Raw genomic sequence first — 23392 nt, forward strand, 5'->3', positions numbered from 1 at the left:
CTCATGACGAACCGCCCCGCCGCCAGGCCCCTCGGTGGACCGCGAGCGCGAACGACACCAGGAGCAGCGGCACGGCGAGAGACAGCATCCAGGGACCGTAGGCGAGGGTGAGCCCGGCAAGGGTGAGACCGACGGCCATGAGCGGGACGGCCACGGCACCGCGCACGGGGAGACGATGGCGCTCCTGTCCGTCGGCGCGACGGGCGGACAGGAGCACCGGCACGGCGGCGATCTCGACGAGGACGACGGCGCCGACGTAGAGCATGAGGGCGATGAGGTGGCCGCGGTAGACGGCGAGGACGGCCGCGAGCAGGCCGTTGAACACTCCCCAGGCCGCCATCACGGCCCAGCCCGGATACTTCTTGATCACGGACGGCTCCCCCCACCGGCTTCCGGTGCCTCCGCTTCCGGTGCCTGAGCGGAGGAACTCTGCCTCCGCTTCTTCAGATCGAGCAGCGGGGCGTAACTGGTGATCGGGGGCAGTGGGCGCTCGGGCGGGAAGTTGGTCTCGGGCGGAGGGGACGAGGTGGCCCATTCCAGGGTCTGGCCGCCCCATGGGTCGTCGCCCGCGGGCCGTTTGTCGCGCAGCGACTCCAGGACGTTGACCAGGAACACCGTCATGCCCGCGGCCAGGAAGGCGGCGCCGCAACTGGACAGCAGGTTCAGCAAGCCGAACCCGTCCACCGCGTCGTAGGAGGACACGCGTCGGGGCATGCCGAGGTAGCCGAGCCCGAACATGGGCAGGAAGGTGAGGTTCGTTCCGATGACGAGCAGCCAGAAGTGCAGCCTGCCGAGGTTCTCCCGGAGGAGGACGCCGGTGGCCTTGGGGAACCAGTAGTAGACCGCGGCGAACAGGCCGAAGGCGCTGCCGGCGAACAGTACGTAGTGCAGGTGGGCGACGACGAAGTAGCTGTCGGTGACGTGGTAGTCGATCACCGGGGTGCCGACCATGATGCCGGTGAGGCCGCCGATGAGGAACTGCGGGATGAACGCCAGGGCGAACAGCATCGGCGTGCGGAAGACCAGCCGTCCGCCCAGGATCGTCCCGATGAGCGCGAAGTACTCGATTCCGGCCGGCATGAGCAGCGAGATGGAGGTCAGGGAGTAGTAGTCGTTCGCGGCCTGCCCGGTGGCGAACATGTGGTGGCCCCACACACTCATCGACAGCGCGGCGAAGGCCAGCAGCGCCAGCACCGTCCCCTTGTAACCGAAGGGGCGGCGGCCGGAGAAGACCGCGAGCACCTCGCCCACGGCGGCCAGGTAGGGGAAGAACATGACGTAGACGACCGGATGACCGTAGAACCAGAAGATGTGCTGGTAGCCGATGTTCCATACGTTCGACGCGAACACCGAGGGATCCACCCGGCCCACGGCGAGCATCACCAGGGCGGCCAGCAGTGCCGGGAACGAGCCGACCACCATCAGGCAGGTGGCCACCATGGACCAGGAGAACACCGGCATCCGCAGCATCGTCATGCCCGGCGCCCGCTTGCGCAGCACCGTCCAGAGCACCGTCCAGCCGAGGAGGATGGTCCCGACGGCGGCGAGGAAGACTCCGACGATCCACAGATCGGTGCCGACCGAGGGCGAGTGCTGTCCGTCGGCCATCGGCGGATAGGAGAACCATCCGTCGGCGTGGGCGCCGTCGGACGCGGCGAAGCCCGACAGCATCGTCACGGCGCCGCACACGTAGAGCCAGTACCCCAGCAGGGTGATGCGCGGCATGGCGATGCCCGGCGCGCCGATCTGCAACGGCACCAGGTAGACGCCGAGGCCTAGGGCGAACGGCGTCATGACCATGTAGATCATGCCGGAGCCGTGGATGGTGAACAGCTGGTTGTACGTCTGGGCCGGCAGGAAGTTTTCGTCGGGCTGGGCGAGCTGGCTGCGCATGAGCAGGGCGAGGATGCCCATCAGGAACAGCAGGACGAGGGACGTCCCGATGGTCAGCAGTCCGATGCGCTTGTGGTCGGTGGAGGTGAGGGACGTCAGCCAGCCGCCGGGAGGGTTGGCGCCGGCCGCTTCCCCGGAAGTCCGCTGATGGACCGTCATGCGGCGGCTCCCGTGGTGCCGGTGCCGGCCGCCTGCTTCTTCAGCCACTTGTGGTATTCGTCGGGCGACACGGCCTTCACCCAGAAGTCCATCTCCCGGTGGCGCAGCCCGCAGAACTCCGCGCACCTGCCGCGCCAGCGCCCTGCGCGGTCGAACGTCAGCGTGAAGGTGTTCTCGTGGTTCGGGAAGGCGTCCATCTTGTATCGCAGGTCCGGGATCCACATCGAGTGGATGACGTCCCTGGAGGTGACGTGGATCGTGATCGTGCTGCCCGTCGGCACGACCATGGTGGGGAACCGGTTGTTCCGGCAAGTGCCCTGGACCGAGACGTCCCGCCCGGCGGCGGCGCCCGGGTAGCTGAACTTCCAGCACCACTGGAACGCGGTGACGTCGAGGCGTGTCGTCGGCCGGTCCGCCACCGCCTGCTGCTGGCGGTGGTTGGCCAGAGCGGTGTAGACGACGAGGAAGACGGCGATGACGCCGAGGGCGCCCAGGTAGTACGACTCCAGTCGATCGCGTTCGGCCCGAGGGGACGGCCACCTGCCGGCCCCGGCCCGGCGCCGGATCACGGCGACGGTCAGCAGAGCGAGGATCACCACGAAGACGAACGAGGCGATCACCGTCTCCAGGGTGAAGACCTCACCGAAGACATGCCGTTTGTTCATGGGCCGCTTCCCTCCGCTCAGCCGGTACGGCGTGCGTGGGTCCCCCGAAGCGCGGCTTTTGAAGCGCACCTCAGGCCCCCCGCGCGCCTGGTTCCGTTGCGGCCGGCCCGGCGCCGTTCGGGCCCGGTGGCTCTCCCCCGGCCGCCGTGGCGTACGCGCTCGGTGCCGCGCGGGACGGTGCGGCCCCGGGCGTGCGGGCCGTCGACGGCCACAGGCCTGCCGGATGGACATACCGGCCGGTATGCTGACCGCGGCCGGCCCTCCGCGCGAGGGCGACGGCCTCCGCGCATCCCGTGAAGGAGTGTTCCATGGCGGTCGACCCCGCAGGCAGCGATCTGAAGACGCTTCTCGCCGAAGACCCCGGTGGTCCCGTGGTCATGCTCAACCTGCTGCGCTTCGCGCCAGGAGGCAGGGCTCTGTACGAGGAGTACGCGCGCCACCTGCGGGAGACGTTCCTGCCTCGCTACGGTGCGGAGATCGTCTACGCCGGCACGGGCGGACGCGCGCTCGTGGCCGAAGCGGGCCAGGCGTGGGACGCGGTCGTTCTCGTACGCTATCCGAGCCGTGAGGCGTTCAGCCGCATGGTCGCCGACCCGGAGTACCAGTCGGTCACCGAGTTGCGCACGCGTGCACTGGCCGAGGCTGTGCTCCAGCCCACGGGCGCGTGGCAGCCCAGGCCCTGACGGACCGCCGGGAGGACGCCCGCAGACCGCCGGAAGGACGCCCGTGCGCCCTCGCCGGTGCGGTCGCACCGGCCGGTGGACGGGGACGCGGACGGCTGTCGGCCCCGGCCCCGCCTGCGCCGTCCGGCCCGCTCGGGGCGTGCGCCTCGTTGTTTCCGGGCCCGGCTGCGGGGAAAACCCCCGTGCCATGGATGCAAGAGCGGACAAGCAGGCAGAGCCGGCGAGCGGCCTCTGCCCGCCTTGGGTGCTGCGGGACTACGCCGTCCTCGCGGACGGCGAACGCGGCGCCGTGGTGGACCCGGAGGGGCGGATCGTCTGGCTGAGCGCTCCCCGCTGGCACAGCGACGCGGTGTTCTCCGCCCTGATCGGAGGGGGTGGGTACTTCGGCGTGGAGCCGGAGGACCGCTGGCACGTCTGGGGCGGGTACTACGAGGACGGCACGCTGATCCGGGTCAGCCGCTGGGTGACCGCGGACTGCGTGATCGAATGCCGGGACGCGCTGGCGATGCCGGCGTCCGTCGACCGCCTGGTGCTGCTGCGGCGTATGCGGGTGGAACGGGGCCAGGCACGGGTGCGACTCGTGCTCGACCCGCGGCCCGGATTCGGTGCCGACCGTGTGCGTGATCCACGGCTGGAGGGGGACGTGTGGGCCGCTCGGGCCGGGGGACTGCGACTGCGGGTGGCCGGTGCGCATCAGGCAGCCTGGAGCCCGGAGTCCGGACTGCGCGGGGACATCAGGCTGCGCAAGGGCGAGAGCCACGACCTGGTCCTGGAGCTGTCGGAGGGCGGCGACGCGCCGCGGCTGGATCCCGGGCGGTTGTGGAAGGAGACGGAGGAGGCGTGGCAGCGGGCCGTGCCGGACTGCTCCGGCCTCGCCGCACCGCGCGACGCCCGGCACGCCTACGCCGTCCTGCGCGGCCTGACGAGTTCCTCCGGGGGCATGGTGGCCGCCGCCACCACGTCCCTGCCGGAACGCGCCAACACCGGCCGCAGCTACGACTACCGGTTCGCCTGGATCCGCGACCAGTGCTACGCCGGTCTCGCGGTCGCGGCCCACGGTCCGCACGAGCTGTTCGACACCGCCGTGCGTTTCACCACCGGCCGTATCCTCACCGACGGTGAGGGCCTGCGTCCGGCGTACACGGTCGACGGCGGTCCCGTACCCGACCAGCGTGGGTTGCCGCTCATCGGCTATCCCGGCGGCAGCGACCGGATCGGCAACCAGGCGGCCGCCCAGTTCCAGCTCGACACCTTCGGGGAGGCGCTCCAGCTGTTCGCCGCGGCAGCCCACCACGACCGGCTCACGCCCGAGGCGGAGCGCGCGGTCACGGTCGCGGTCGATGCGGTGGAGCGCAACTGGACGCGGCCGGACGCCGGTCTGTGGGAGCTGGACGAACGCTGGTGGACCCAGTCCCGGCTGAGCGTGGTCTGCGGTCTGCGCCGGGTCGCCGCAGTGCTCCCGCGACGGACGGCGGAGCGTTGCAGCGGCCTCGCCGAAGCCGTCTTCGCGGAGACCCGGCGCCGCTGTCTGCGCACCGACGGGCGGTGGCGCCGGGCCACCGACGACGACGGCCCGGAGGCCGCTCTCCTGACGCCACTGGCCCGAGGCTGTCCTTCCGCCGACGACCCCAGCAACGCGGTCACCCGCCGGTTCATCGAGGACCGGCTGGCCGAGGACGGGTATCTCTACCGCTTCGAGCGCCCAGGGATCCCCCTCGGAGAGGCCGAGGGCGCCTTCCTGCTGTGCGGGTTCACCATGGCGCTGGCCACAGACCGTCTCGGGGACCGCGCCGGCGCGCTGCGCTGGTTCGAACGGACCCGGACGGCCTGCGGGCCGTCCGGGCTGTTCGCGGAGGAGTACGACGTGCGTCAGCGCCAGCTGCGCGGCAACCTGCCCCAGGCGTTCGTCCACGCCCTCCTGCTGGAGTGCGCCGTCCGCCTCAACGACGCCTCGACGCTTCCGCTGTGAGAGAGCCGGGTGCGCAGCGCAACGGAGAGGGCCGCGGCCCCGGCAGCCGCGCCGGCGGCCGCTCCCCTGGTGAGCGGACGCCGGTGGCGGGACAGCCAGAGCTGCAGGCTGCGGGCGTGCGCCTCGTCGTCGAACGCCCCGTGCGCGCCGTGGTCGGCCCCGTGCGTGTCGTCCACCGGCTTCCACAGGTTGACGGGGCGTGAGGGATCCACCGGCTCGTCCGTCTGCTGGGAGTCGTAGCCGGTACGGGCGAGATACCGGTCCAGCAGGCTCGCCGCGACCTTCTGTCCGAGCAGGGTGGCGACCGTGGAGGCACCGATCCAGTACTCCCGCCGCTCCGGGTGGTCGGCCGCGTACAGGATTCCCTCGGCCGCGACCTCCGGCTGGTACACCGGAGCGACCGGTCGCGGATGCCGCGGCAGGCGCGTCAGCACCCAGCCGAACTGCGGTGTGTTCACCCCCGGCAGGTGTGCCGTGGTCACCCGCACACCGCTGCCGTCGTGCATGAGCTCACACCGCAGGGAGTCGGTGAAACCGCGGATGGCGGCCTTGGCACCGCAGTACACGGCCTGCAGGGGCACACTGCGATAGGCCAGCGCGGAGCCGACCTGCACGATGGTGCCGCGATCGCGCGGCACCATGCGTCGCAGGGCCGCCTGGGTGCCGTGGACGAAGCCGAAGTACGTCACCTCCGTGGCCCGCTTCAGCTCGTCCGGCCGGATCTCCGTCGCGGGCGAGAACACCGTCGTGAAGGCCGCGTTCACCCAGACGTCGATCGGCCCGAGCCGGTCCTCCACCTGCTGCGCGGCCGCCTCCACGGCTTCGGGATCGGCGACGTCGACGACCAGGGGCAGTGCCTGCCCGCCGGCTGCCCGCACCTCGTGCGCGGCCTGTTCCAGGCCCTTCTGGCCCCGGGCGAGGAGAGCCACCGCGGCTCCCCGTGCGCCGAACGCCCGGGCGGTGGCCCGGCCCACACCCGCACTCGCGCCGGTGACGACGACGACCTGGGCGCCGTGCGCCGGGCGGTCCCCTCGTGCGCTGCTCACTTCTTCCCCCGGCCCGGGAGGTGCTCGGCGTATTCGGTGATCTTCTGCCGTACGCCCTTGGCGACGATGCCGGCCTTCTCCGGGTCGCGAAGCGCCGCCATGGCGGCCTTCTTGCCCTGGGCCTTCATGATGTGCGGCGGAATCGGCGCGATCTCGTTGTCGACCTTGAACTCCAGCACCACCGGCCTGTCGGAGGCCAGCGCCTCGTCCCAGGCCGCGCCGACCTTCTGCGGGTCGTCGCAGACGATGCCCTTCAGGCCGATCAGCTGGGCGTAGGCGGCGTACGGGATGTCGGGGATCTCCTGGGACGCGGCGTACTTGGGGTCGCCGGCCATGGCGCGCTGCTCCCAGGTGACCTGGTTGAGGTCCTGGTTGTTGAGGACGCAGAAGACGAACGGGGCGGGCCCGGACAGCCGGTCCAGGTACCGCTTGACGGTGATCATCTCGTTCATGCCGTTCATCTGGAACGCGCCGTCACCGACGAAGGCGATCACCGGCCGGTCCGGGTAGGCGAAGCGCGCCGCGATCGCGTACGGCGTGCCCGGCCCCATGGTGGCCAGCGTCCCCGACAGCGACGCCTGCATGCCCTGGCGCAGCTTCAGGTTACGAGCCCACCAGTTGGTGCCCGAGCCGGAGTCCGCCGTGAGGATGCAGTCGTCGGGAAGGCGCGGCGACAGCTCGGCGGCGACGGCCTGCGGATTGATCGTGTCCTCGAAGTGCTGGCCCGCCCACCGGTCGACCACGTCGTTCCACTCGCGGACGTCCTTCTCGATCTTCTCCCGCCAGCTTCGGTCCTCCTTGCGGTGCAGGAGGGGGATCAGCGCGCGAAGGGTCTCCTTGGCGTCACCGACGAGATGCGCGTCCATCGGGTAGCGGATGCCGATCATCCGTCCGTCGATGTCGATCTCGACACCCCGCGCCTGGCCCTCGTCCGGCAGCCACTCGGAGTAGGGGAAGCTGCTGCCGATCATGAAAAGGGTGTCGCAGTTCTGGATCATGTTGTCACTGGCCTTGCTGCCCAGGAGACCGATCGGACCGGTGACGAAGGGCAGGTCGTCCGGCAGGACCTCGCGGCCGAGCAGCGCCTTGGCGACGCCGGCTCCCAGCAGCTCCGCGGCCTCGGCGACCTCTTCCTGGGCCTTGGCCGCGCCCTGCCCCACCAGCATCGCCACCCTGGTCCCCTCGTTGAGGACGTCGGCGGCCCGGCGCAGCTCGTCGGGGTCGGGCAGCACACGGGGGCGGCTCCAGCCGACACTGGAGAACACCGACCCGTGCGTCTTCGGCGGGGACGGCTGGGCGTCCTCTTCCTGGATGTCGTTCGGGATGATGACGGTCGCGACGCCGCGTGTGGTCAGGGCGGTCTTGAAGGCGCGGTCGATGACGTGCCGCGTCTGCGCCGGGTGCACGACCATCTGGCAGAACTCGGAGACGTCCGCGAAGAGCCGCTCCAGATCGACCTCCTGCTGGTAGTGGGCGCCGAGGGAGAGCCGCTTCTGCTGGCCGATCACGGCGACCACCGGCTGGTGGTCCAGCTTGGCGTCGTACAGCCCGTTGAGGAGGTGAACGGCGCCGGGTCCGGAGGTCGCCGTGCAGCAGCCCACCTCGCCGGTGAACTTCGCATGGGCGCAGGCCATGAACGCGGCCATCTCCTCATGGCGCGTCTGGATGAATTCCGGATCACCCTGGGCCCGGTCGAAGGCGCCGAGCAGCCCGTTGATGCCGTCTCCGGGATAGCCGTACACCCGCTGGACGCCCCACTCGGTGAGGCGTTGCAGCACATAGTCGGCGACTTGGGTCATCGTGGTCTCCTGAGCCGGGAGGCGAAGGGTCGGGCATCGGGGGTTGCCTCGGCGTCCCGGACGTAAACCCGAAGACGCCGCGTCCGGGTGACCCGGCTGGACGGACCAGGACGGGGGGTGACCCCAGGTCCCGTGGCCGGCCTTGCCCGCGATCGTCAGCCGGTGGCACCTGTGCCCATGAGCGCCATACGCTGCCCGGCCCCGGTACGGGTGCCGTTCGGTCGATCCACTCCGTGACGGCCATTGAGAGGGCCCGCGCGACCGAGTCGTTTCGGGCCGGGTGAGTCCGGGGACGCGGGGGTACCCGCTGAAAACGGGTTGAGGAGGGATCATGAGCACTCTGACGAAACTGACCGCGCTGAGCGCCACCAAGCCGCTGCTCACCGGGAAGGCCTTGGGCAAGATCGCAAAAACCACTCCCGTCCGGTCGCTGCGGACGGCACGCGCACTCGGCGGAGAGAACGTCGTCGACGTACTCACGCGCCAGCACCGGCAGATCAAGCTCGGCTTCCTCCAGGCCGCATTCCCCGGCCCGTGGCGCCACCGGAACTTCGACCGCCTGATGCGCCTCCTCGCGGTGCACGAGGCGGCGGAGGAGGCCCACGTTCACCCGGTCGCCCGCCGGGCGCTGCGGCACGGCCGCGAGGTGGCCGCCCGCCGGCGCGCCGAGGAAAAGGCAGCCAAGGAGCTGCTGATCCGGCTCTGGCACACAGGCCCCGACGGAGCCGGCTATCTGCGGCGCCTGAACGAGGTCCGGCGCGCGGTCTCCCAGCACGCCGCGCGGGAGGAGCGGGAGGAGTTCAAGGCGCTGCGGAAGGCCGTCAGCCCGTCCCGGCTGCGCATGCTGGGCACCGAGGTCAAGCTCACGCAGGTGTACGCGCCGACCCGGCCGCACCGCTGGGTCAACAACGAGGCCACGAACAAGCTGGCCGCCCCGATCCTGGGCCCCGTCGACCGAGCGCTCGACGCCATTCGGCACCGGACCTCCTGACGGACAGCGCACAGCTCCAGAACCGAGGCATTGACCCGGCTCCGCACCCCTCGAGGAGCACAGGAAGAAGGGGCGGCGATGCTCGCACACTCCCCCGCCGTCCTCGTCTTCGACGTGAACGAAACGCTCAGCGACTTCGCGGCGCTGCGACAGCGCTTCAACGACGTCGGGGCCGAGGACGACCTGGTGCCGCTCTGGTTCGCCGCGGTTCTGCGTGACGGATTCGCGATCACCGCGGCCGGCGGATACGCCGACTTCGCGGACATCGCGCGTGACAACCTGCGACAGCTGCTGAGCGGAGCACCGTGGGAACACGACCGCCTGGAGAGCGCGATCAGCCACGTGATGTCCGGGTTCGCGGAGCTCGACGTCCACCAGGACGTCCCGGACGGAGTACGAACGCTGCACGCGGCCGGGTTCCGGCTGGTCACGATGACCAACGGCAGCGCCCCCCTCACCGAACGGCTGCTGACCCGGGCCGGTGTGAGGGGCTGCTTCGGTGAGCTGTGGGACGTGACGGGCCCGCGTCGTTGGAAGCCCCATCCCCGGGCCTACCGCTACGCGACCGAGTGTGCCGGCGTCCGCCCGGACGAGGCCATGCTGGTCGCCACGCACCCGTGGGACGTCGACGGCGCCCAGCGAGCGGGCCTGCGCGGGGCCTGGCTACGGCGTGGCACCGCCACCGGCGCATACCCCCGCTCCATGACCGCCCCCGCTCTTCAGGCCGAAGACATGAGGGAACTGGCACTTCTGCTCCGCTGACCGCCTCTGGCCCGGTGGCCCGTCGGCGGTCGGCGTCCTGCCAGGCGAAGGGCCGGTCCGGTCCGCCACGTCCGCGTGCAGCGGCGCGGGTTCCGGGCCGAGCCGGCTTTGCCGGTCACTTCTGGGAACCGGGCTGGTCCGGGGGTCGGCCTTGTCGCGCAGGCGGTGGGCGATGCCGGACACCGCCTGCGCGATCTTGTCGGGCACGACGTGGCCGGGGCCGGCGTCGAAGCTGGACTCGTCGAGCACATCCCTGACCATCTGCAGGGCGATGCGGTCACGGTTCGGCGTTCCTTCCCGCAGGGCGGACGCCAGCTTCTGGACCTGGTCCTTCTTCTGGGGTTTCATCGGTGTGTCCTGGCTGGTGCCGCGCTCCTCCATCAGCTCCCACCAGGCGCGCATCCCCTCCTGGGCCTGTTCGAGGAAGGCACGGTCCTCGTCGCGGGCGAGCAGGGGGATCAGTCAGCCCAGTCTCCCGCCAGCAGGTTCCGTACCGCGGCGTCCAGTTCGGCGGGCGTGGTGCCGCCGACCATGCGCACGACGCCGTGTTCGTCGACGAGCACATTGGTCGGGACACCGCGGATCCCGAGACGGGCCGCGTAGCTCCCCGTGCTGTCCAGGAGCACCGTCGCACCGATGTCCCACACGGCCGCGAAGTCCGCGGCCTCGGCCTCCGGCGCGGTGTTCTCCCATACATTGATCATGATCACGTCCAGCCCGGACCGGGCCGTACGGCGGCGCAGGTCCTCCAGCACCGGCGCCTCCGCATTGCACGGGCCTCACCAGCTGGCGAAGAAGTTGATCACGTACTTCTTCTCCGACCACTCCCGCGAGGTGCGGATACGGCCGCCGCGGAGATCCGGCAGCTCGAAGCCGGGCAGCCGCCGGCCCACCAGCGGGTGCTCCGCGGAGGAAGCACGCCGACCGGGCAGCCACGGCCGGTCGACGAAGGTCACGGTGCCACTGCCCGCGTTCGACACCACCAGGGTGCCGGCGACCGGGTCCAGGGCGCAGTCGCCGGGAGCGTTGCCCACCACGATCCGGTGGCTCTCCCGGCCGGCACCGGTGTCCAGGACGCTGACCGTTCCCGCACCACGGTTGCACACGTAGAGCCGGCGGCTCGCCGCGTCCAGGCACATCCCGACCGGGGCGCGCTCCACGGGAACCTCGTCGAGCACGGCACCTGTGTCGAGCGACACCCTGCTGATGGTGCCGTGCAGCGAGTTGGCCACGTACAGGTGCCCGGCGTACGGATTGACCACCGCCTTGCAAGGCCCCTCGCGCACTGCGATACGGCCCAGTGGCCGCAGCGTGCGGGTGTCGAAGACGGTCACGGATCCGGCGAGGAAGTTCGCGCAGTACCCACGGCCGGATGCGGGGTCCACGGCGATACTGCCCGCACCCGGTTCCGCTACCAGGGTTCCCAGAACCGTCAGGCGGTCGGTGTCCACGGCGGTGATCGTTCCGTCGGCGGTGTTGCCGACGAAGAGCCTGCGCAGTCCGGGAGCGTGACCGAGGCCCGCGGGGTAGGCGCCGACGGGGATTCGCGTGACCCGGTCGCCGGTGTCGGCGTCCAGCACCGACACCGTGTCCGAACGCGCGTCCGCGGTGAACAGGCGCCCGGTCGGCTGATCCAGCACGATCGGGATCGGCTCGCGTCCCACCCCGGCCCGCCACACCGGTGCGGCACGGCCCAGATCCAGTGCCACGACCGTGTTGCCCCGGGAGCAGGCGACGAAGGCCCGCCGCCCGTCCGGGTCGATCACGACCGCCTCGGGACCCTTCCCTACGGGGCAGTGCACCTGGATCCTGTGGAAGGGGGTCACCGAGCACGCGGGACCCTCTGCCGGCGTGTGCCGCTGTTCCATGTCTCCCGGATGTGCCGCCGGGCACCGGCCTAAACCCGGATACGGGGTTCGAGGCGCTCAGAGAACTACCGGGGCGCCGTCAGCTTCCATCGCCGTCCCTTCCGCGTCGGGCCGCGGCGTTGGATGCGGCCCTCGCGAGCAGCGGCGCGATCGCCAGGACCAGGGCGAGTCCGGTGAGCATGCCGTACAGCGGCGGCCCCGGCCGGGAGATGCCCGAGGTGATCAGCAGTGCGGTGGCGGCTGCCGGGGGGTGATGGGCGTCGAGCATCTCCAGCAGGAAGAGCGTCAGGCCCACGGCCAGGGCCTGGGCGCCGATCTGGCGGGCGGTGTCATGATTCTGGACGACGATCGAGGGGTGATCCCACAAACCGAAGGCGGCCAGGCACGCCAGGCCCGCCACCACCGCCGACGCGTGCGCCAGCACCGCACTGCGCAGCCGTGCACCGACGCTGCCGGGATGGGCCAGCAGAAGATACGCCGTCGGGCCCAACGTGGTGGTCAGCGCAACCCAGCCGACGACTCGGCCGAAGGCGCCGATACCGGCGAGCAGAAAGGCCGACAGGAAGAACAGGCGGGCACCGGCGACGAGACGCGCAGTCACGGTGCCGCGCCCGGATTCAGTGGATCCGGGTGCCCTTCCTGGCCTCATGCGGATCCGTCCCCGGCAACGCCTGGTACCGAACCGAAGTTCCTCGTCACAGCGGCCTCCGCGGATTCCATGTGCTGTCTCATGTCTTGATTGCCTGTACCCGGACACGCGTGGGGAGTCAGAGGAACTCCTGCAGGAAGGCAGATGGCCGACATGGCCACGCACCCTCGCATCGAAGAACACCCCGACCTGGTCGAGATCGAGGCCGTGCACGGCACGCTCAACGCCCGCGGCGCAGCCCGCCGGGACATCACGGCCGTGCTGACGGGCGGTCGTCTCCGGCGAGCCGACCGCCCACCGGTTCGTTCAGCGTGCTGCCACCGGCCGGCAGATGCCGCCCTCCCGCTCTCGTTCGTGCCCTCGTGGCACGCTGCCGGAGTACCCGACACCGTCCCCGACGACGCCGACGGCCGCACGGCCCGCTTCCCCCACGGCAGCGCCGTTGCGGTGAACCATCCGCTCGGGTGACGACGGGTCGGGGCGCATACCCGCCCGACGCCGTCGAGAACGCGCGTGCGCCAGGGATGCCGCCAGGTGTGAACCTCACGGCACAAGAGGAACGACGAGGAGTGGTTCATGGAGGAGGTGGAGTCGTTCGCCAGGATCGTCGCGACGGTGGCCGGGGTGGGCCTCGTCGCCGTGCTGTCGAACCGGCTGAGCAGAATCCTGCGCGTGCCCGCTCCTGCCTTCTTCCTGTTGGCGGCAGCTGCGGCCTCCGACCTGGCCCCCGCGCTGCGAGAGCTGCCCATCACTGCCGTGCAGGACGTGGTCTCGCTGGCCCTGGTCGTCATCCTGATCAACGGGGGCATGGAGCTGGGCTGGCAGCGCTTCCGGCCCAGCGCCGGCGCGGTCGTTTGGCTCGGGGCAGTCGGTACGTTCGCAACGGCCGCTGTCATGGCGTGCGCGGCTCGGCTGGTGGGCTTCGGCTGGACCTCCGCCCTGTTGCTGGGAACAGCGCTCGCTCCGACCGACCCTGCGGTTGTGTTCTCGGTTCTGGGGCGGAAGGAGATCACCGGCCGGACCGGGCCCTTGCTCCAGGGCGAGTCGGGGGCCAACGACCCTGTCGGTATCGCGCTGATGGGCGGTCTTCTGGGAGCCTCGGGTGCTTCCGCCACCGCGAGAGCGGGTCACGTCGCCGTCGTCTTCGCCGAGCAGATGGCGATCGGCGCCGCCGCAGGCGTGCTGGGAGGGCTGGCCCTCAAGCTCTTCATGCAGAAGGTCCCGCTGCCGAGCGAAGGGCTGTATCCGCTGCGCACCCTGGCCTGCGCGTTCGCGCTGTACGGTGTCACCACGTCGGCCCACGGTTCCGGCTTCCTGGCGGTGTTCGTCGCCGGTGTCCTGGTGGGTGATGTGCGAGCGCCGTACAAGGCGGAGATCGAGCGGTTCCACGCGGCGCTGGCCAGTCTGGCGGAGATCGTGGCCTTCATCCTTCTCGGTCTGACGGTGCCGCTGTGGACGTTCGTCTCGCAGAGGGCCTGGGGGGCCGGGCTTGCTCTTGCCGTGGTACTGGCGCTCGTGGCCCGGCCGGTGGTCGTGGTCCTTCTCCTGTGGCCTGTGAGCCTTCGGTGGGGGGAACGGCTCTTCATCGCCTCCGCGGGGCTGAAGGGAGCCGTTCCCATTCTCCTGGGCAGCTTCGCTCTCAGCGCGCACCAGCCGCATGGCAGCCGCATCTACGATGTCGTCTTCCTCGTCGTCGCCTTCTCCGTCATCGTCCAGGGCACACTGCTGCCTACGGTCGCCCGCTGGTGTCGTGTGCCGATGCGCACCGGAGAGCTGGAACCGTGGGCTCTGGGGATCCGCCTGCGAGACCGGCCCGAAGGAGTGCGCCGGGTCACGGTCGGGCAGGGCGCTCCGGCGGCCGGTACCGCCATCGGTGACCTCGACCTGGGCGAACACGCATGGATCAGCCTCGTCGTCCGCCAGGGCACACTCGTCTCCGGCCGCCCCTCCGCGCGTCTGCAGGCCGGAGACGAAGTGCTGCTCATGTTCGACCCCGAACAGGCAGAAACCGACGATGTCCTACGCCTGTTCGCCGGCGGATGAGGCCGGACCGCTCCCTGGCGCCGGTCCTTCCTCGCCCGGGCCGGCCATGACGACCACGAGGTGATCTCCTCCGCGTTCTCCCGCGGGGACAGCCGCGTCTCGCGGTGGGCGTCGGCCGGTCGGCCATGTGAAGCGCCGACCGGCCGGGCTCTCTCACGATGCGTGCGGCCGGTCGCGCGGCCCGGCCACCCGCAGGTCAGTGCAGCTGGTTGAGCGCTTGCTGGAACGCGGCCGGATGTCGGGCCTCGTCAGCGGCGGTGTCGCGGAAGTAGCGCGCCGCCCGACGGCCACGCGGCGGTCGGCTGCGGCGGTGCGGCGGCCAGGAAGGCCACGGTGGTCAGGGCCGAGAGGGCGGCGCCTCTGAGCAGGGTGCGGCGGGACGGGGCCGGAGGTCGGGCAGAGTCCATGACAGCTCCTCGCGAACTCGGGAGGTGGGTGAGCGGGTGGGATCAGCGGACCGCGCCGGTGGTCATGCCCGCGATGACCTGCTTCTGGAAAGCCGCGTAGATCGCCAGTTGCGGCAGCAGGACGAGGGTGGCGGACGCCATCATGGCGCCGTAGTCGACGCTGTAGACGCCCTGGAACTGGGAGACACCGAGGGACACGGTGGTCAGGTTCGGGTCGTTGATGAGCGTGACCGCGAAGGGGAACTCGTTCCAGACGTAGATGAGGTTGAGGATCGCGAGGGTGGCGACGACCGGCCGCATCAGCGGGAAGACGACCTTCCAGGCCATCCGCCACAGCCCGGCCCCGTCCATCAGCGCGGCCTGCTCGATCTCCTCGGGGAAGTCCCGCAGGAACCCGGTGAGCAGCAGGATGTTGAAGGGGACAGTGACCGCGACGTACGGCAGGATCAGCGCGAAGTAGGTGCCGAACAGTCCGAAGGTGATGTCGAGCCGGTACACCGGGAACAGCAGGATGTAGACGGGGATGGCGAGGCCGGCCAGGAAGTAGTAGCGCAGCGCGTTCTGCGTGCGGCGCCTGCCGCTGCGGAAGACCATGCGGGTGAGCGCGAACGCCGCCATGTACGAGATGACCAGCCCGATCGTGACCGAGACGAAGGCCAGGATCAGGGTGTTCTTGTACATCACCAGCAGATTGAGGGTCTTCATCGCCTGCCGGTAGTTGGCCAGGGTGAGGTGCGCCGGCGAGAACGGGTGGTCGAGGATGTTGTCGTTCGTCTGGAACGACAACATCACGATCCACAGCAGCGGGAAAAGGATCACGAAGGTGATCAGGTAGGCGGCCACCGAGACGGTGATCCGGCCGCGGCTGCGGCGTGGCGGCCTGTGGGGGGGCGTCCTTCCGGACAGCGAGGGGTGCCATCGGGGCACGCGCTTCGCGATCGGCGCGGGAGGGGGTGTGAGTGCTCAACTCTGCTTCTCCCTACGACGGTTGCCGAGGAACGTGGCCGAGGAGGCCAGTGAGCCCACCACGAACACCACCACCGCCAGGGCCATGCCGTAGCCGTACTGCTGGGTGGTGAAGGTGATGTGGTACATGTAGCTGACCATGACCTCGGAGAGGTGGACGGGACCGCCGCCGGTGAGGGCGTAGACGAGCTCGAAGACCTTGAAGACGCCGGTGACGACGAGGGCCGTGACGATGCCGAACGTCTCGCGCAGCATGGGGATCTGGATATGCCGCAGTTGCTGCCTGCGGCTCGCTCCGTCCAGGCTGCCGGCTTCCATCACATCGCGCGGCAGCATGCGCAGACCGGCGTAGAAGATGGTCAGGACGAAGCCGATCTGCTGCCAGAGGTAGACGAGGCCGATCGAGTACGGGCTGAGGGTGGGGCCGCCGATCCACTGCGGGTGGGCGGGCACGCCGATCGCCAGGAGGAAGGCGTTCACCAGGCCGATCTTCGGGTCCAGGATGAAGATCCAGATCAGGCCGACGAGGATCGGCGCGATGACGGCCGGCGCGAAGACGAGCGCCCGCAGCACGCCGCTGCCCCGCACCCGTCCGCTGAGGAGCACCGCGAGCAGGAAGCCCAGCGGGATCAGCAGGAACAGCGCGATGCCGAGGATGATCCCGGTGTTGCGCATCGACGTCCAGAAGGCGTCGTCCTGGGCCATCTGCCGGTAGTTGGCGAGGCCAGCGAAGCCGCCTGCGGAGACGCCGTCGAAGTTCGTGAAGCTGTAGTACAGCGAGTACAGGATCGGATAGATCATGTACACGCTGTAGATGGTCAGCGCCGGCGCGACCATCAGGACGAAGCTCCGGCGCGTGGTGAGCCAGTTCATGGGGGCGCCTACTTGATGGTCTTCTGGACGTTCTTCACGGCCTCTTCGGGGCTGAGGCTGCCGCCCATGACGCCGTAGAAGCTGTCGTACATGGCGCTCGCGGTCGCCGCGTTGACCACCAGGTCGGGCTGTGCCTTCGGGCTCGTCCACCCGGGCTTGGAGGCTTCGGCCAGCACAGCGGCGAACACCGACGCCTTGGTGGCGTCGACTTCCGGCTTGTAGGTGGTGACCGGCGGCTGGGCGTTGTCGACGAGGATCTTCTGGCCCGCGTCACTGTAGTAGAACTGGATGAACGCCTTCACCGCGGCGTACTTCTTCTTGTCCCCCTTGACCTTGGCGCTCACCACGAACGGCGCTGAAGGGACGTCCATGACGAGCTTCTGGTTTCCGACGCCGTCGGTGAAGGTGGGGCCGGCCCAGAAGCCGGTGTCCTTGCCCGCGCTGCTCTTCTGGATCTTCTCCGCTTCCCAGACGCCCGCGTCGAGGAAGGCCGCCTTGCCGGATGTGTAGGAGGCGACGGCCTGGGCGTAGGTCTGGGTGTTCATGTTGGAGGGGAACGCGCCCGCCTTGGCGAGTTCGTCCACGTGCTTGTACAGGCGCAGGAAGTCGGCGTTGGCGTAGCTTGCCCTGCCTGCCAGGAGGTCCTGGTACTTCGACTCGTAGCCGAAGCGGTCGAGCATGGTCAGGAACGCCCAGACGCTGTAGGTGGAGTTGTTCGCGCCCTGCGCGATCGGCACCACGCCGGCCGCCTCGAGCGTCTTCACGGCGGCGACCAGTTCGTCGAAGGTTTCCGGGACAGCGATCTTGTGTGCGTCCAGGACGGCCTTGTTGTAGTAGAAGCCGGTGACCAGCGCCTGGTACGGCAGGCCGTACTGGATGACGCCCTGCTTGAACCCGGCGAGCATGCTGGGGGCGAACTTCGCCTTCAGGCCGTTCTCGGCGAGCATCGGGGACAGATCCAGCAGGTCACCGCTCTTGACCATGGTCTTCGCCAGCGAGTCGTACACCCAGAAGATCTCCGGCAGTGTGCCGGACTGCGCGGCGATGGTCATCCGCTGCTCGTGCTGGTCGACCGGCTGGCCCTCCAGCTTGATCTTCATGTCGGGGTGCTTCTTGTTGAACTCCTGCACCAGCTGCCAGGTCGCCGGGTCCTGGGTCTTGCTGTCCGGGTTCTGCATCGACAGCGTGATCAGACCGTCGGAAGAGGATCCGCCCGCTGTGTTCACTGCGGAACCGCAGGCCGTGGTGGTGACGAGCAGGGCGCTCGCGGTGGCGGTGAGCAGGAGTCGGTGCGAGATGCCGGAGGGCCGTCTCGTCGTCGGGGGCGCGGGCTGAGGGGCGGTCGCCATGGTGCTGCTGCCTTCCGGGGAACTGGGTGGGGAGGCGGAACCGGCGTGGGGGTGAGGGGGCTCCGGGGAGATGTTCGGTATTCGTGCAGGCCGTCTGTTCCGACAGGGACGTCCGGTGTACTCGAAGGTTCGGCATCGCAGTGGCTCTGCGCTCGCGACGCAAACGTTTCGATGAAAGGTGCCGCGCGCGACCCCGCGTGTCAATACCGTGTGACAGAGAAGTTTCCCGCGCCTACCGCTTGCACCGGCCACACGCATTGACGGCCCGTGGCGCGACGTGCGATGGTCTGCGCAATCGTTTCGATCGACATGAGGTTGAACGGAACGAGTGGACGGCGAACCGGCCGACCGCATGGACCGGTGGACCGTATGGCGTCAGGAAGTTACGGACTGGATCACGGATCCGGTCCGACGACACGAGGAGGCGGCGAGCGGTAGTGGCCACGATCTCCGACGTTGCACGGATGGCCGGCGTATCGACGTCCACCGTGTCCCACGTCATCAACGGCACACGGCCGGTCCGCGACGAGACCCGCACCCGGGTCGAGCAGGCGGTCAAGGCCACGGGTTACCGGCGCGACAGCCTCGCCCGCGCACTGCGCCGCTCACGCACCGACTCCATCGGGCTCATCCTCACAGACGTGTCCGAGCCGGCCTTCGCAGCGATGGCCCGCGGTGTCGAGCAGGAGGCCATGGGCGCCGGCCTGACCGTGCTGCTGGCCAACTCCGGCGAGGACGCGGAGCTGGAGGCCCGCGCGCTGGAGGTCCTCGCCGAGCGCCGCGTCGACGGCCTGCTCATCGCCCCCGTCGCCGGCTCCCACCGGGAAGCGATCACCGCGGTCATCGACCAGGGAACCCCCGTCGTGCTGATCGACCGCCTGGGCGGGGTCAAGGCCGATCAGGTGGGCGTGGAGAACACCGCCCCCATGCGTGAGCTGGTCCTGCATCTGGTGCAACGGCACGGCCATCGGCGGATCGCCCTGGCCGCGGGCGACACCGGTGTCCCCACCATCTCCGAGCGGCGGCGCGGCTACCTCGAAGCCCTCGACGAGGCCGGGATCGACGTCGACGACACCCTGATCGTCACCGGCAGCGGCCGGGCGGACGACACCCGCGAGCGCATGACCGGTGTCCTGCGCCGGCCGGACCGGCCATCGGCGGTGGTGGCGGCAGGCACCGAGACCGCGGTGGGCGTGCTGGCGGCGGCCCAGGGGCTCGGCCTGACCACCCCCGAGGACTTCGCCTTCGCCACCTTCGACGGCTTCCCGCACACGGACCTGTTCCGCCCCGGCATCACCGCGGTCGCCCAGCCGGCCCACGAGATCGGGGCCACGGCGATGCAACTGCTGCTCAGCCGCATCGACGGCAGCCTCACGTCCCGCCCCCGCACCATCCGCCTGGAACCCGAGATCACCTACCGCGAATCCTGCGGCTGCCCGGCCTGAGCCACATCCGGCACAACCGGCCGCAGCGGTCCGCCGCCGACGGCCCGAACCACATCCACACGCAAGGGGGCGGCAGGAGAGGTCCAGTCTCCCGCCGCCCGAGTTCAGCGAACCATCACTGAAGGGGTCAGTCTCCCATGTCCTCGCATGCCCTCGAACACCTCACCCGCCCCACGCGGGCCCGCACCGCCCGCGTCTCCAGCTGGGACCAGCGGGGTCGCAACCAGGACTACTGGACGACCCCCGCCCACTCCAGCCGGGTCCTGGCCGACCTCGAAGGCCCCGGCCGGATCACCCACATCTGGATGACCCAGTTCTGCCGCCGCACCCTCGGCCCCGGCCTGATCGACCCGCTGGAGGCCGACACCGTCGCCCCCGTGATGGAGATCCACAACGCACTCGGCGTCAACTGGGAGGAGCCCGACCCGGACTACTACCGCAAGGTCCTCGTGCGGATCACCTGGGACGACGAGGAGGAGCCCGCCGTCCTCGTCCCGCTCGGCGACTTCTTCGGCATCGGCCACTGCATGCCCAACAGCTACCAGTCGGCCCTGTTCACCGTCTCCGCCAAACCCGAGGAGTCCCTGGTCTTCGGCGGCAGCGCGGCCCTGAACTGCTGGGCTCCGATGCCGTTCAACAAGCGCGCCCGCATCGAACTGGTCAACGAGAACGACCTGCCCATCCAGCAGTACTTCTACATCGACTACGAACTGTTCCCCGACCAGCTCCCCGAGGACACCCTCTACTTCCACGCCCGCTGGAACCGCAGCAACCCCTGCAACGGCTGGGCCCCCGACCTCCAGACCAACAGCCCCGAGGTCAACATCGCCGACGTCACCGGCGAGGACAACTACGTCATCCTCGACACCGAGGGCAAGGGCCACTACGTCGGCTGCAACCTCTCCGTCCACCACCGGCAGGGCAGCTGGTGGGGCGAGGGCAACGACATGATCTGGATCGACGACGACTTCCTGCCCGACGGCTCCACCAACTGGCCGCCCTCCCTGCACGGCACCGGCACCGAGGACTACTTCAACCACGCCTGGGGCATGCAGAAGAACGCCTACCTCTACCACGGCGCGATCCTCCACGAGGCCGACGTCCCCGGCTACTCCGTCAACTACCGCTTCCACGTGGCCGACCCGGTCCGCTTCGAGGAACGCATCAAGGTCTCCATCGAGCACGGCCACGGCAACCACCTCGCCGACGACTGGGCCTCGACCGCGTACTGGTACCAGATCCTGCCCTCCCCGAAGGCCACGATCCTGCCGCTGGAACAGCGCCTGCCCGTGCGCCCGGCCGGCCGGCCGAGGCCGGTCCCGGCCGCCCGGAGCGGCGCGGTCGCCGAGGAGATCGCCGTGATGCGCGAGCTCTACCAGGCCCGCTTCGAACGCCACATGCAGCACCTGGAAGAGCGCACCCGGCAGCGCGGCGAGCGCTCACTGCAGGAGTCCGAGGCAAACATCAAGCAGGCCGCGGCCGTCCGCCGCCGCTACGACGAGCGCGCCGATGACTGAGACCGAGACCCGGGCGGCAGTAACGCTCGACACGCACTTCCCGGCGGTGCACCTCCGCCCGCCGGCGCACTGGATCAACGACCCCAACGGCCTCGTCTTCCACGACGGCCACTACCACGTCTACTTCCAGTACAACCCCTACAGCGCCCGCCACGCCGACATGCACTGGGGCCACTACCGCAGCCCGGACCTCATCCGCTGGGAGCTGCTGCCGGTCGCCCTGGCGCCCACACCGGGGGGCGACGACGAGGGCGGAGTGTGGTCGGGCAACGCCGTCTCGTACGACGGACGACTGACCGTCTTCTACTCCGCCAAGCGGGATGACCGACGGCACCAGCCGGTGACCTCGGCGGTGTCGGTCGACGGCGGTACCACCTTCACAAAGCGCGCCGGCCTGCTGATCCCGGAGGCGGTCGAGGGCACGACGATGTTCCGTGACCCGTATGTGTGGAGGGACGGCGACCGCTGGCGCATGCTCGTCGGCGCGGCCCTGGCCGACGGACGCGGCGCCGCCCTGACCTACGGGTCCGACGACCTCGACGACTGGTCGTACGAGGGCGTCTTTCTGGCCCGTCCGCCGCATCCCCTGCGCGATGGCCGGAACACGGAGGAGGGCTGGGAATGCGCCCAGTACGCGGCCTTCCCCGACGGCACCGGCGTGGTTCTCGCCAGCGCCTGGGACCCCCAGGAGGGGGCGCGTGCCGCGATCTACTGGCCGGGGCGTGAGCAGGACGGCGAGTTCCAGGCCGCGCAGACGCCGCACCTCCTCGACCACGGCCCTGACTTCTACGCCCCCGCCCTGCTCCACGCACCCGACGGGCGCTGGCTGATGTGGGCGTGGATCTGGGAGGCGCGGGACGAGGAACACGTCGGCGCCCCGAGCGAGTGGACCGACGAGGCCGGCTGGGCGGGCATGCTCTCCCTGCCCCGGGAACTGACGCTCGGACCCGGTGGCGAACTGGTCCAGCGACCGGCCCGCGAGCTGCTCGCCCTGCGCGGCGAACGACGGATCGCCGCAGCGGGCAAGGCAAGCGCCCGGCAGCCGGTGGAACTGGGCGAGATATCCCGGGCCACCGACCTGACGGTGACCCTGGAGCGCGGCGGTCGCCTGCGGCTGCTCACCTCACCGGACGGGACCGAGTACCTCGACATCGTCCACCACCTGGTCTCCGGCGAACTGGTCGTCGACCGCGACCACGCTTCCCTCGATCCGCGCGCGAAGGGCGGCAGCTGGCGTCTCCCGTGCGAGGGGCCCATCGCGACCCTGCGGATTCTGCTGGACCACTCGGTCGCGGAGATCTTCACCGCGGCCGGCCGCGCTCTCACCGTGCGCTTCTACTCCGTCGGCGGGGGGCCGTGGCGCGTGCAGATGGACGCAACGGCCGACGGATCCGCGTCGTACACGGTCGGCGCATGGGACCTGACACAGCCCGAACAAGCCGTTGGCGGGCGCTCCGGCTCCGTTCCGGTTGCGGGGTGATCTGCGGGTCGTTCAGCCGAGCACCGTCCTCACTGCTGGGTGGCGCCCGGGGCCCTGGCCCGGCCACAGGGTCTCCACCGCCTGAGTCGACGCGTTGCTGTCCCGGTCGCCCGAGGACGACGCGGCGCTGCTGCTCGCGCGTACATGCACTGGCCGAGGACCTGGTGGCGACCTGGGACGTTCCCGCTCATTGGCGAGGAGGTGGCCCGCGCCCGGTCAGTGGCCCGCGACAAGCTGGAGTCGTCCGTCAGGACAACGACCACGTCACCTTCGGCAAGGGCAGCCCGCACCTGTGCCTGGGCGACCTGCCGGCCCGCACCGAGATCCGCATCATGTTCGAGGAGCTGATCCCGCGCCTGGCGGACATCCGCCTGGCCGGCGACGTGCCGCGCGTGTGCCGCGCGTGCGCTCCAACTACGTCAACGGCATCAAGAAGCTTCCGGTCGAGGTGACGCTCGCCTGAGGCACCTGGCACCGACGCGCCAGGGGCGGTCCCCTTCCCGGACCGCCCCTCTCCCGTGGCGCTGCTCCCGTTCACCCGGCGCGACGAGGCGCGCCGCTACACCGGCTGCGCGCCGAGTCGTGACCGGGTGCGGTGATGAAGACGAACGGGGTGTCGTCGGGCAGCAGCCGGCCGAGCCAGACGGCGAACCGGTCGCCCAGCGGGGTGCCGAGGTCGGCTTCCGGCTCGGCGGTGGTGCGGGACGCGAAATCGGCAAGGACAACCCCGCCGAGGGCGGAGGAGGCAGCGGCGGAGCGGGGCCGGGCCCGTCGTTTCATCGAAATCAAGGAAGGCGCCGCGCCGTACGGGCCGCTCCGGGATCCCTG

At 70.2% G+C, this 23392-nt stretch carries 22 protein-coding genes and 2 pseudogenes; 10 read left to right on the forward strand and 14 right to left on the reverse strand.

Annotated features, from left to right (window positions below):
- Position 1: 1 nt before the first annotated feature.
- The 3 genes from R2S09_RS11750 to R2S09_RS11760 are packed head-to-tail and all read right to left on the reverse strand — an operon-like array spanning position 2 to position 2717.
- On the reverse strand, positions 2 to 370 hold the full coding sequence (locus R2S09_RS11750; protein WP_306187323.1) for a hypothetical protein: 369 nt from the start codon (positions 368 to 370) through the stop codon (positions 2 to 4).
- Positions 367 to 2052, reverse strand: a complete 1686-nt coding sequence (locus R2S09_RS11755; RefSeq protein ID WP_306187325.1) for a cbb3-type cytochrome c oxidase subunit I — start codon at positions 2050 to 2052, stop codon at positions 367 to 369. The genes R2S09_RS11750 and R2S09_RS11755 overlap by 4 nt, the downstream gene beginning before the upstream one ends.
- Positions 2049 to 2717: a cytochrome c oxidase subunit II gene (locus R2S09_RS11760; RefSeq protein ID WP_306187327.1), complete on the reverse strand. Its 669-nt coding sequence runs from the start codon at positions 2715 to 2717 to the stop codon at positions 2049 to 2051. Before R2S09_RS11760 ends, R2S09_RS11755 begins: the two co-directional genes overlap by 4 nt.
- Positions 2718 to 3025: 308 nt before the next feature.
- Here R2S09_RS11760 and R2S09_RS11765 point away from each other — a divergent pair, with 308 nt between their 5' ends.
- Positions 3026 to 3400: a DUF1330 domain-containing protein gene (locus R2S09_RS11765; protein WP_306187329.1), complete on the forward strand. Its 375-nt coding sequence runs from the start codon at positions 3026 to 3028 to the stop codon at positions 3398 to 3400.
- Between the two features lie 187 nt (positions 3401 to 3587).
- Positions 3588 to 5369: a glycoside hydrolase family 15 protein gene (locus R2S09_RS11770; protein WP_316740815.1), complete on the forward strand. Its 1782-nt coding sequence runs from the start codon at positions 3588 to 3590 to the stop codon at positions 5367 to 5369.
- On the opposite strand, the gene R2S09_RS11775 is transcribed toward R2S09_RS11770, so the two are convergent.
- Positions 5270 to 6415 (reverse strand): SDR family oxidoreductase, encoded by a 1146-nt coding sequence (locus R2S09_RS11775; RefSeq protein WP_306187332.1) that lies wholly within the window; start codon positions 6413 to 6415, stop codon positions 5270 to 5272. The two genes, R2S09_RS11770 and R2S09_RS11775, sit on opposite strands and share 100 nt — an antisense overlap.
- Positions 6412 to 8214 carry a thiamine pyrophosphate-requiring protein gene (locus R2S09_RS11780; protein WP_316740818.1) on the reverse strand — a complete coding sequence of 601 codons (1803 nt, stop codon included), beginning with the start codon at positions 8212 to 8214 and terminating at the stop codon, positions 6412 to 6414. The genes R2S09_RS11775 and R2S09_RS11780 overlap by 4 nt, the downstream gene beginning before the upstream one ends.
- A gap of 331 nt (positions 8215 to 8545) precedes the next feature.
- Here R2S09_RS11780 and R2S09_RS11785 point away from each other — a divergent pair, with 331 nt between their 5' ends.
- Together R2S09_RS11785 and R2S09_RS11790 are read left to right on the forward strand one after the other, a co-directional pair.
- Entirely contained in the window at positions 8546 to 9205 is a 660-nt protein-coding gene (locus R2S09_RS11785; protein WP_306187334.1) for a hemerythrin domain-containing protein, read from the forward strand.
- Between the two features lie 78 nt (positions 9206 to 9283).
- Entirely contained in the window at positions 9284 to 9967 is a 684-nt protein-coding gene (locus tag R2S09_RS11790) for a haloacid dehalogenase type II (protein ID WP_316740819.1), read from the forward strand.
- Here the strand turns inward: R2S09_RS11790 and R2S09_RS11795 are convergent.
- The 4 genes and pseudogenes from R2S09_RS11795 to R2S09_RS11810 form a co-directional block, all read right to left on the reverse strand.
- Positions 9869 to 10369 (reverse strand): hypothetical protein, encoded by a 501-nt coding sequence (locus R2S09_RS11795; protein WP_316740821.1) that lies wholly within the window; start codon positions 10367 to 10369, stop codon positions 9869 to 9871. The genes R2S09_RS11790 and R2S09_RS11795 overlap by 99 nt on opposite strands.
- A 56-nt stretch (positions 10370 to 10425) precedes the next feature.
- Positions 10426 to 10734 (reverse strand): annotated as a pseudogene (locus R2S09_RS11800) (TlpA family protein disulfide reductase); the annotation flags it as partial.
- A gap of 12 nt (positions 10735 to 10746) precedes the next feature.
- Entirely contained in the window at positions 10747 to 11835 is a 1089-nt protein-coding gene (locus R2S09_RS11805) for a YncE family protein (RefSeq protein ID WP_316740823.1), read from the reverse strand.
- A gap of 79 nt (positions 11836 to 11914) precedes the next feature.
- Positions 11915 to 12436 carry an HPP family protein gene (locus R2S09_RS11810; protein ID WP_316740824.1) on the reverse strand — a complete coding sequence of 174 codons (522 nt, stop codon included), beginning with the start codon at positions 12434 to 12436 and terminating at the stop codon, positions 11915 to 11917.
- A gap of 192 nt (positions 12437 to 12628) precedes the next feature.
- Between R2S09_RS11810 and R2S09_RS11815 the strand changes: the two genes are divergently transcribed.
- Together R2S09_RS11815 and R2S09_RS11820 are read left to right on the forward strand one after the other, a co-directional pair.
- A complete protein-coding gene (locus R2S09_RS11815) occupies positions 12629 to 12952 on the forward strand; it encodes a hypothetical protein (RefSeq protein WP_316740826.1) in 324 nt (107 codons plus the stop codon).
- A gap of 108 nt (positions 12953 to 13060) precedes the next feature.
- A complete protein-coding gene (locus R2S09_RS11820) occupies positions 13061 to 14527 on the forward strand; it encodes a cation:proton antiporter (RefSeq protein ID WP_306187344.1) in 1467 nt (488 codons plus the stop codon).
- 248 nt (positions 14528 to 14775) lie between these two features.
- Here R2S09_RS11820 and R2S09_RS11825 read toward each other — a convergent pair whose 3' ends face one another.
- The 4 genes from R2S09_RS11825 to R2S09_RS11840 all read right to left on the reverse strand — a co-directional run bounded on the left by R2S09_RS11825 (position 14776) and on the right by R2S09_RS11840 (position 18122).
- Positions 14776 to 14934, reverse strand: a complete 159-nt coding sequence (locus R2S09_RS11825; protein WP_306187346.1) for a hypothetical protein — start codon at positions 14932 to 14934, stop codon at positions 14776 to 14778.
- Between the two features lie 42 nt (positions 14935 to 14976).
- Entirely contained in the window at positions 14977 to 15777 is an 801-nt protein-coding gene (locus tag R2S09_RS11830) for a carbohydrate ABC transporter permease (protein WP_316740828.1), read from the reverse strand.
- 120 nt (positions 15778 to 15897) lie between these two features.
- Complete coding sequence (locus R2S09_RS11835; RefSeq protein WP_316740829.1) at positions 15898 to 16773, reverse strand: sugar ABC transporter permease; 876 nt, start codon at positions 16771 to 16773, stop codon at positions 15898 to 15900.
- Between the two features lie 8 nt (positions 16774 to 16781).
- Positions 16782 to 18122, reverse strand: a complete 1341-nt coding sequence (locus R2S09_RS11840; RefSeq protein ID WP_316740830.1) for an extracellular solute-binding protein — start codon at positions 18120 to 18122, stop codon at positions 16782 to 16784.
- 437 nt (positions 18123 to 18559) lie between these two features.
- Between R2S09_RS11840 and R2S09_RS11845 the strand changes: the two genes are divergently transcribed.
- The 4 genes and pseudogenes from R2S09_RS11845 to R2S09_RS11860 all read left to right on the forward strand — a co-directional run.
- On the forward strand, positions 18560 to 19567 hold the full coding sequence (locus tag R2S09_RS11845; RefSeq protein ID WP_306187352.1) for a LacI family DNA-binding transcriptional regulator: 1008 nt from the start codon (positions 18560 to 18562) through the stop codon (positions 19565 to 19567).
- A 137-nt stretch (positions 19568 to 19704) separates the two neighbouring features.
- Positions 19705 to 21084, forward strand: a complete 1380-nt coding sequence (locus R2S09_RS11850) for a glycoside hydrolase family 172 protein (RefSeq protein WP_316740832.1) — start codon at positions 19705 to 19707, stop codon at positions 21082 to 21084.
- Positions 21077 to 22564 (forward strand): glycoside hydrolase family 32 protein, encoded by a 1488-nt coding sequence (locus R2S09_RS11855; protein ID WP_316740834.1) that lies wholly within the window; start codon positions 21077 to 21079, stop codon positions 22562 to 22564. Before R2S09_RS11850 ends, R2S09_RS11855 begins: the two co-directional genes overlap by 8 nt.
- A gap of 239 nt (positions 22565 to 22803) precedes the next feature.
- Positions 22804 to 23027, forward strand: a pseudogene (locus R2S09_RS11860) (cytochrome P450); the annotation flags it as partial.
- Between the two features lie 71 nt (positions 23028 to 23098).
- On the opposite strand, the gene R2S09_RS11865 reads toward R2S09_RS11860, so the two are convergent.
- Positions 23099 to 23344, reverse strand: coding sequence for a hypothetical protein (locus R2S09_RS11865; RefSeq protein WP_316740836.1), 246 nt, complete (start codon positions 23342 to 23344; stop codon positions 23099 to 23101).
- Positions 23345 to 23392 lie beyond the last annotated feature (48 nt).

Source organism: Streptomyces sp. MK7 (assembly GCF_032658145.1).
In the GTDB taxonomy this organism is placed as follows: Bacteria; Actinomycetota; Actinomycetes; order Streptomycetales; family Streptomycetaceae; genus Streptomyces; species Streptomyces spiralis.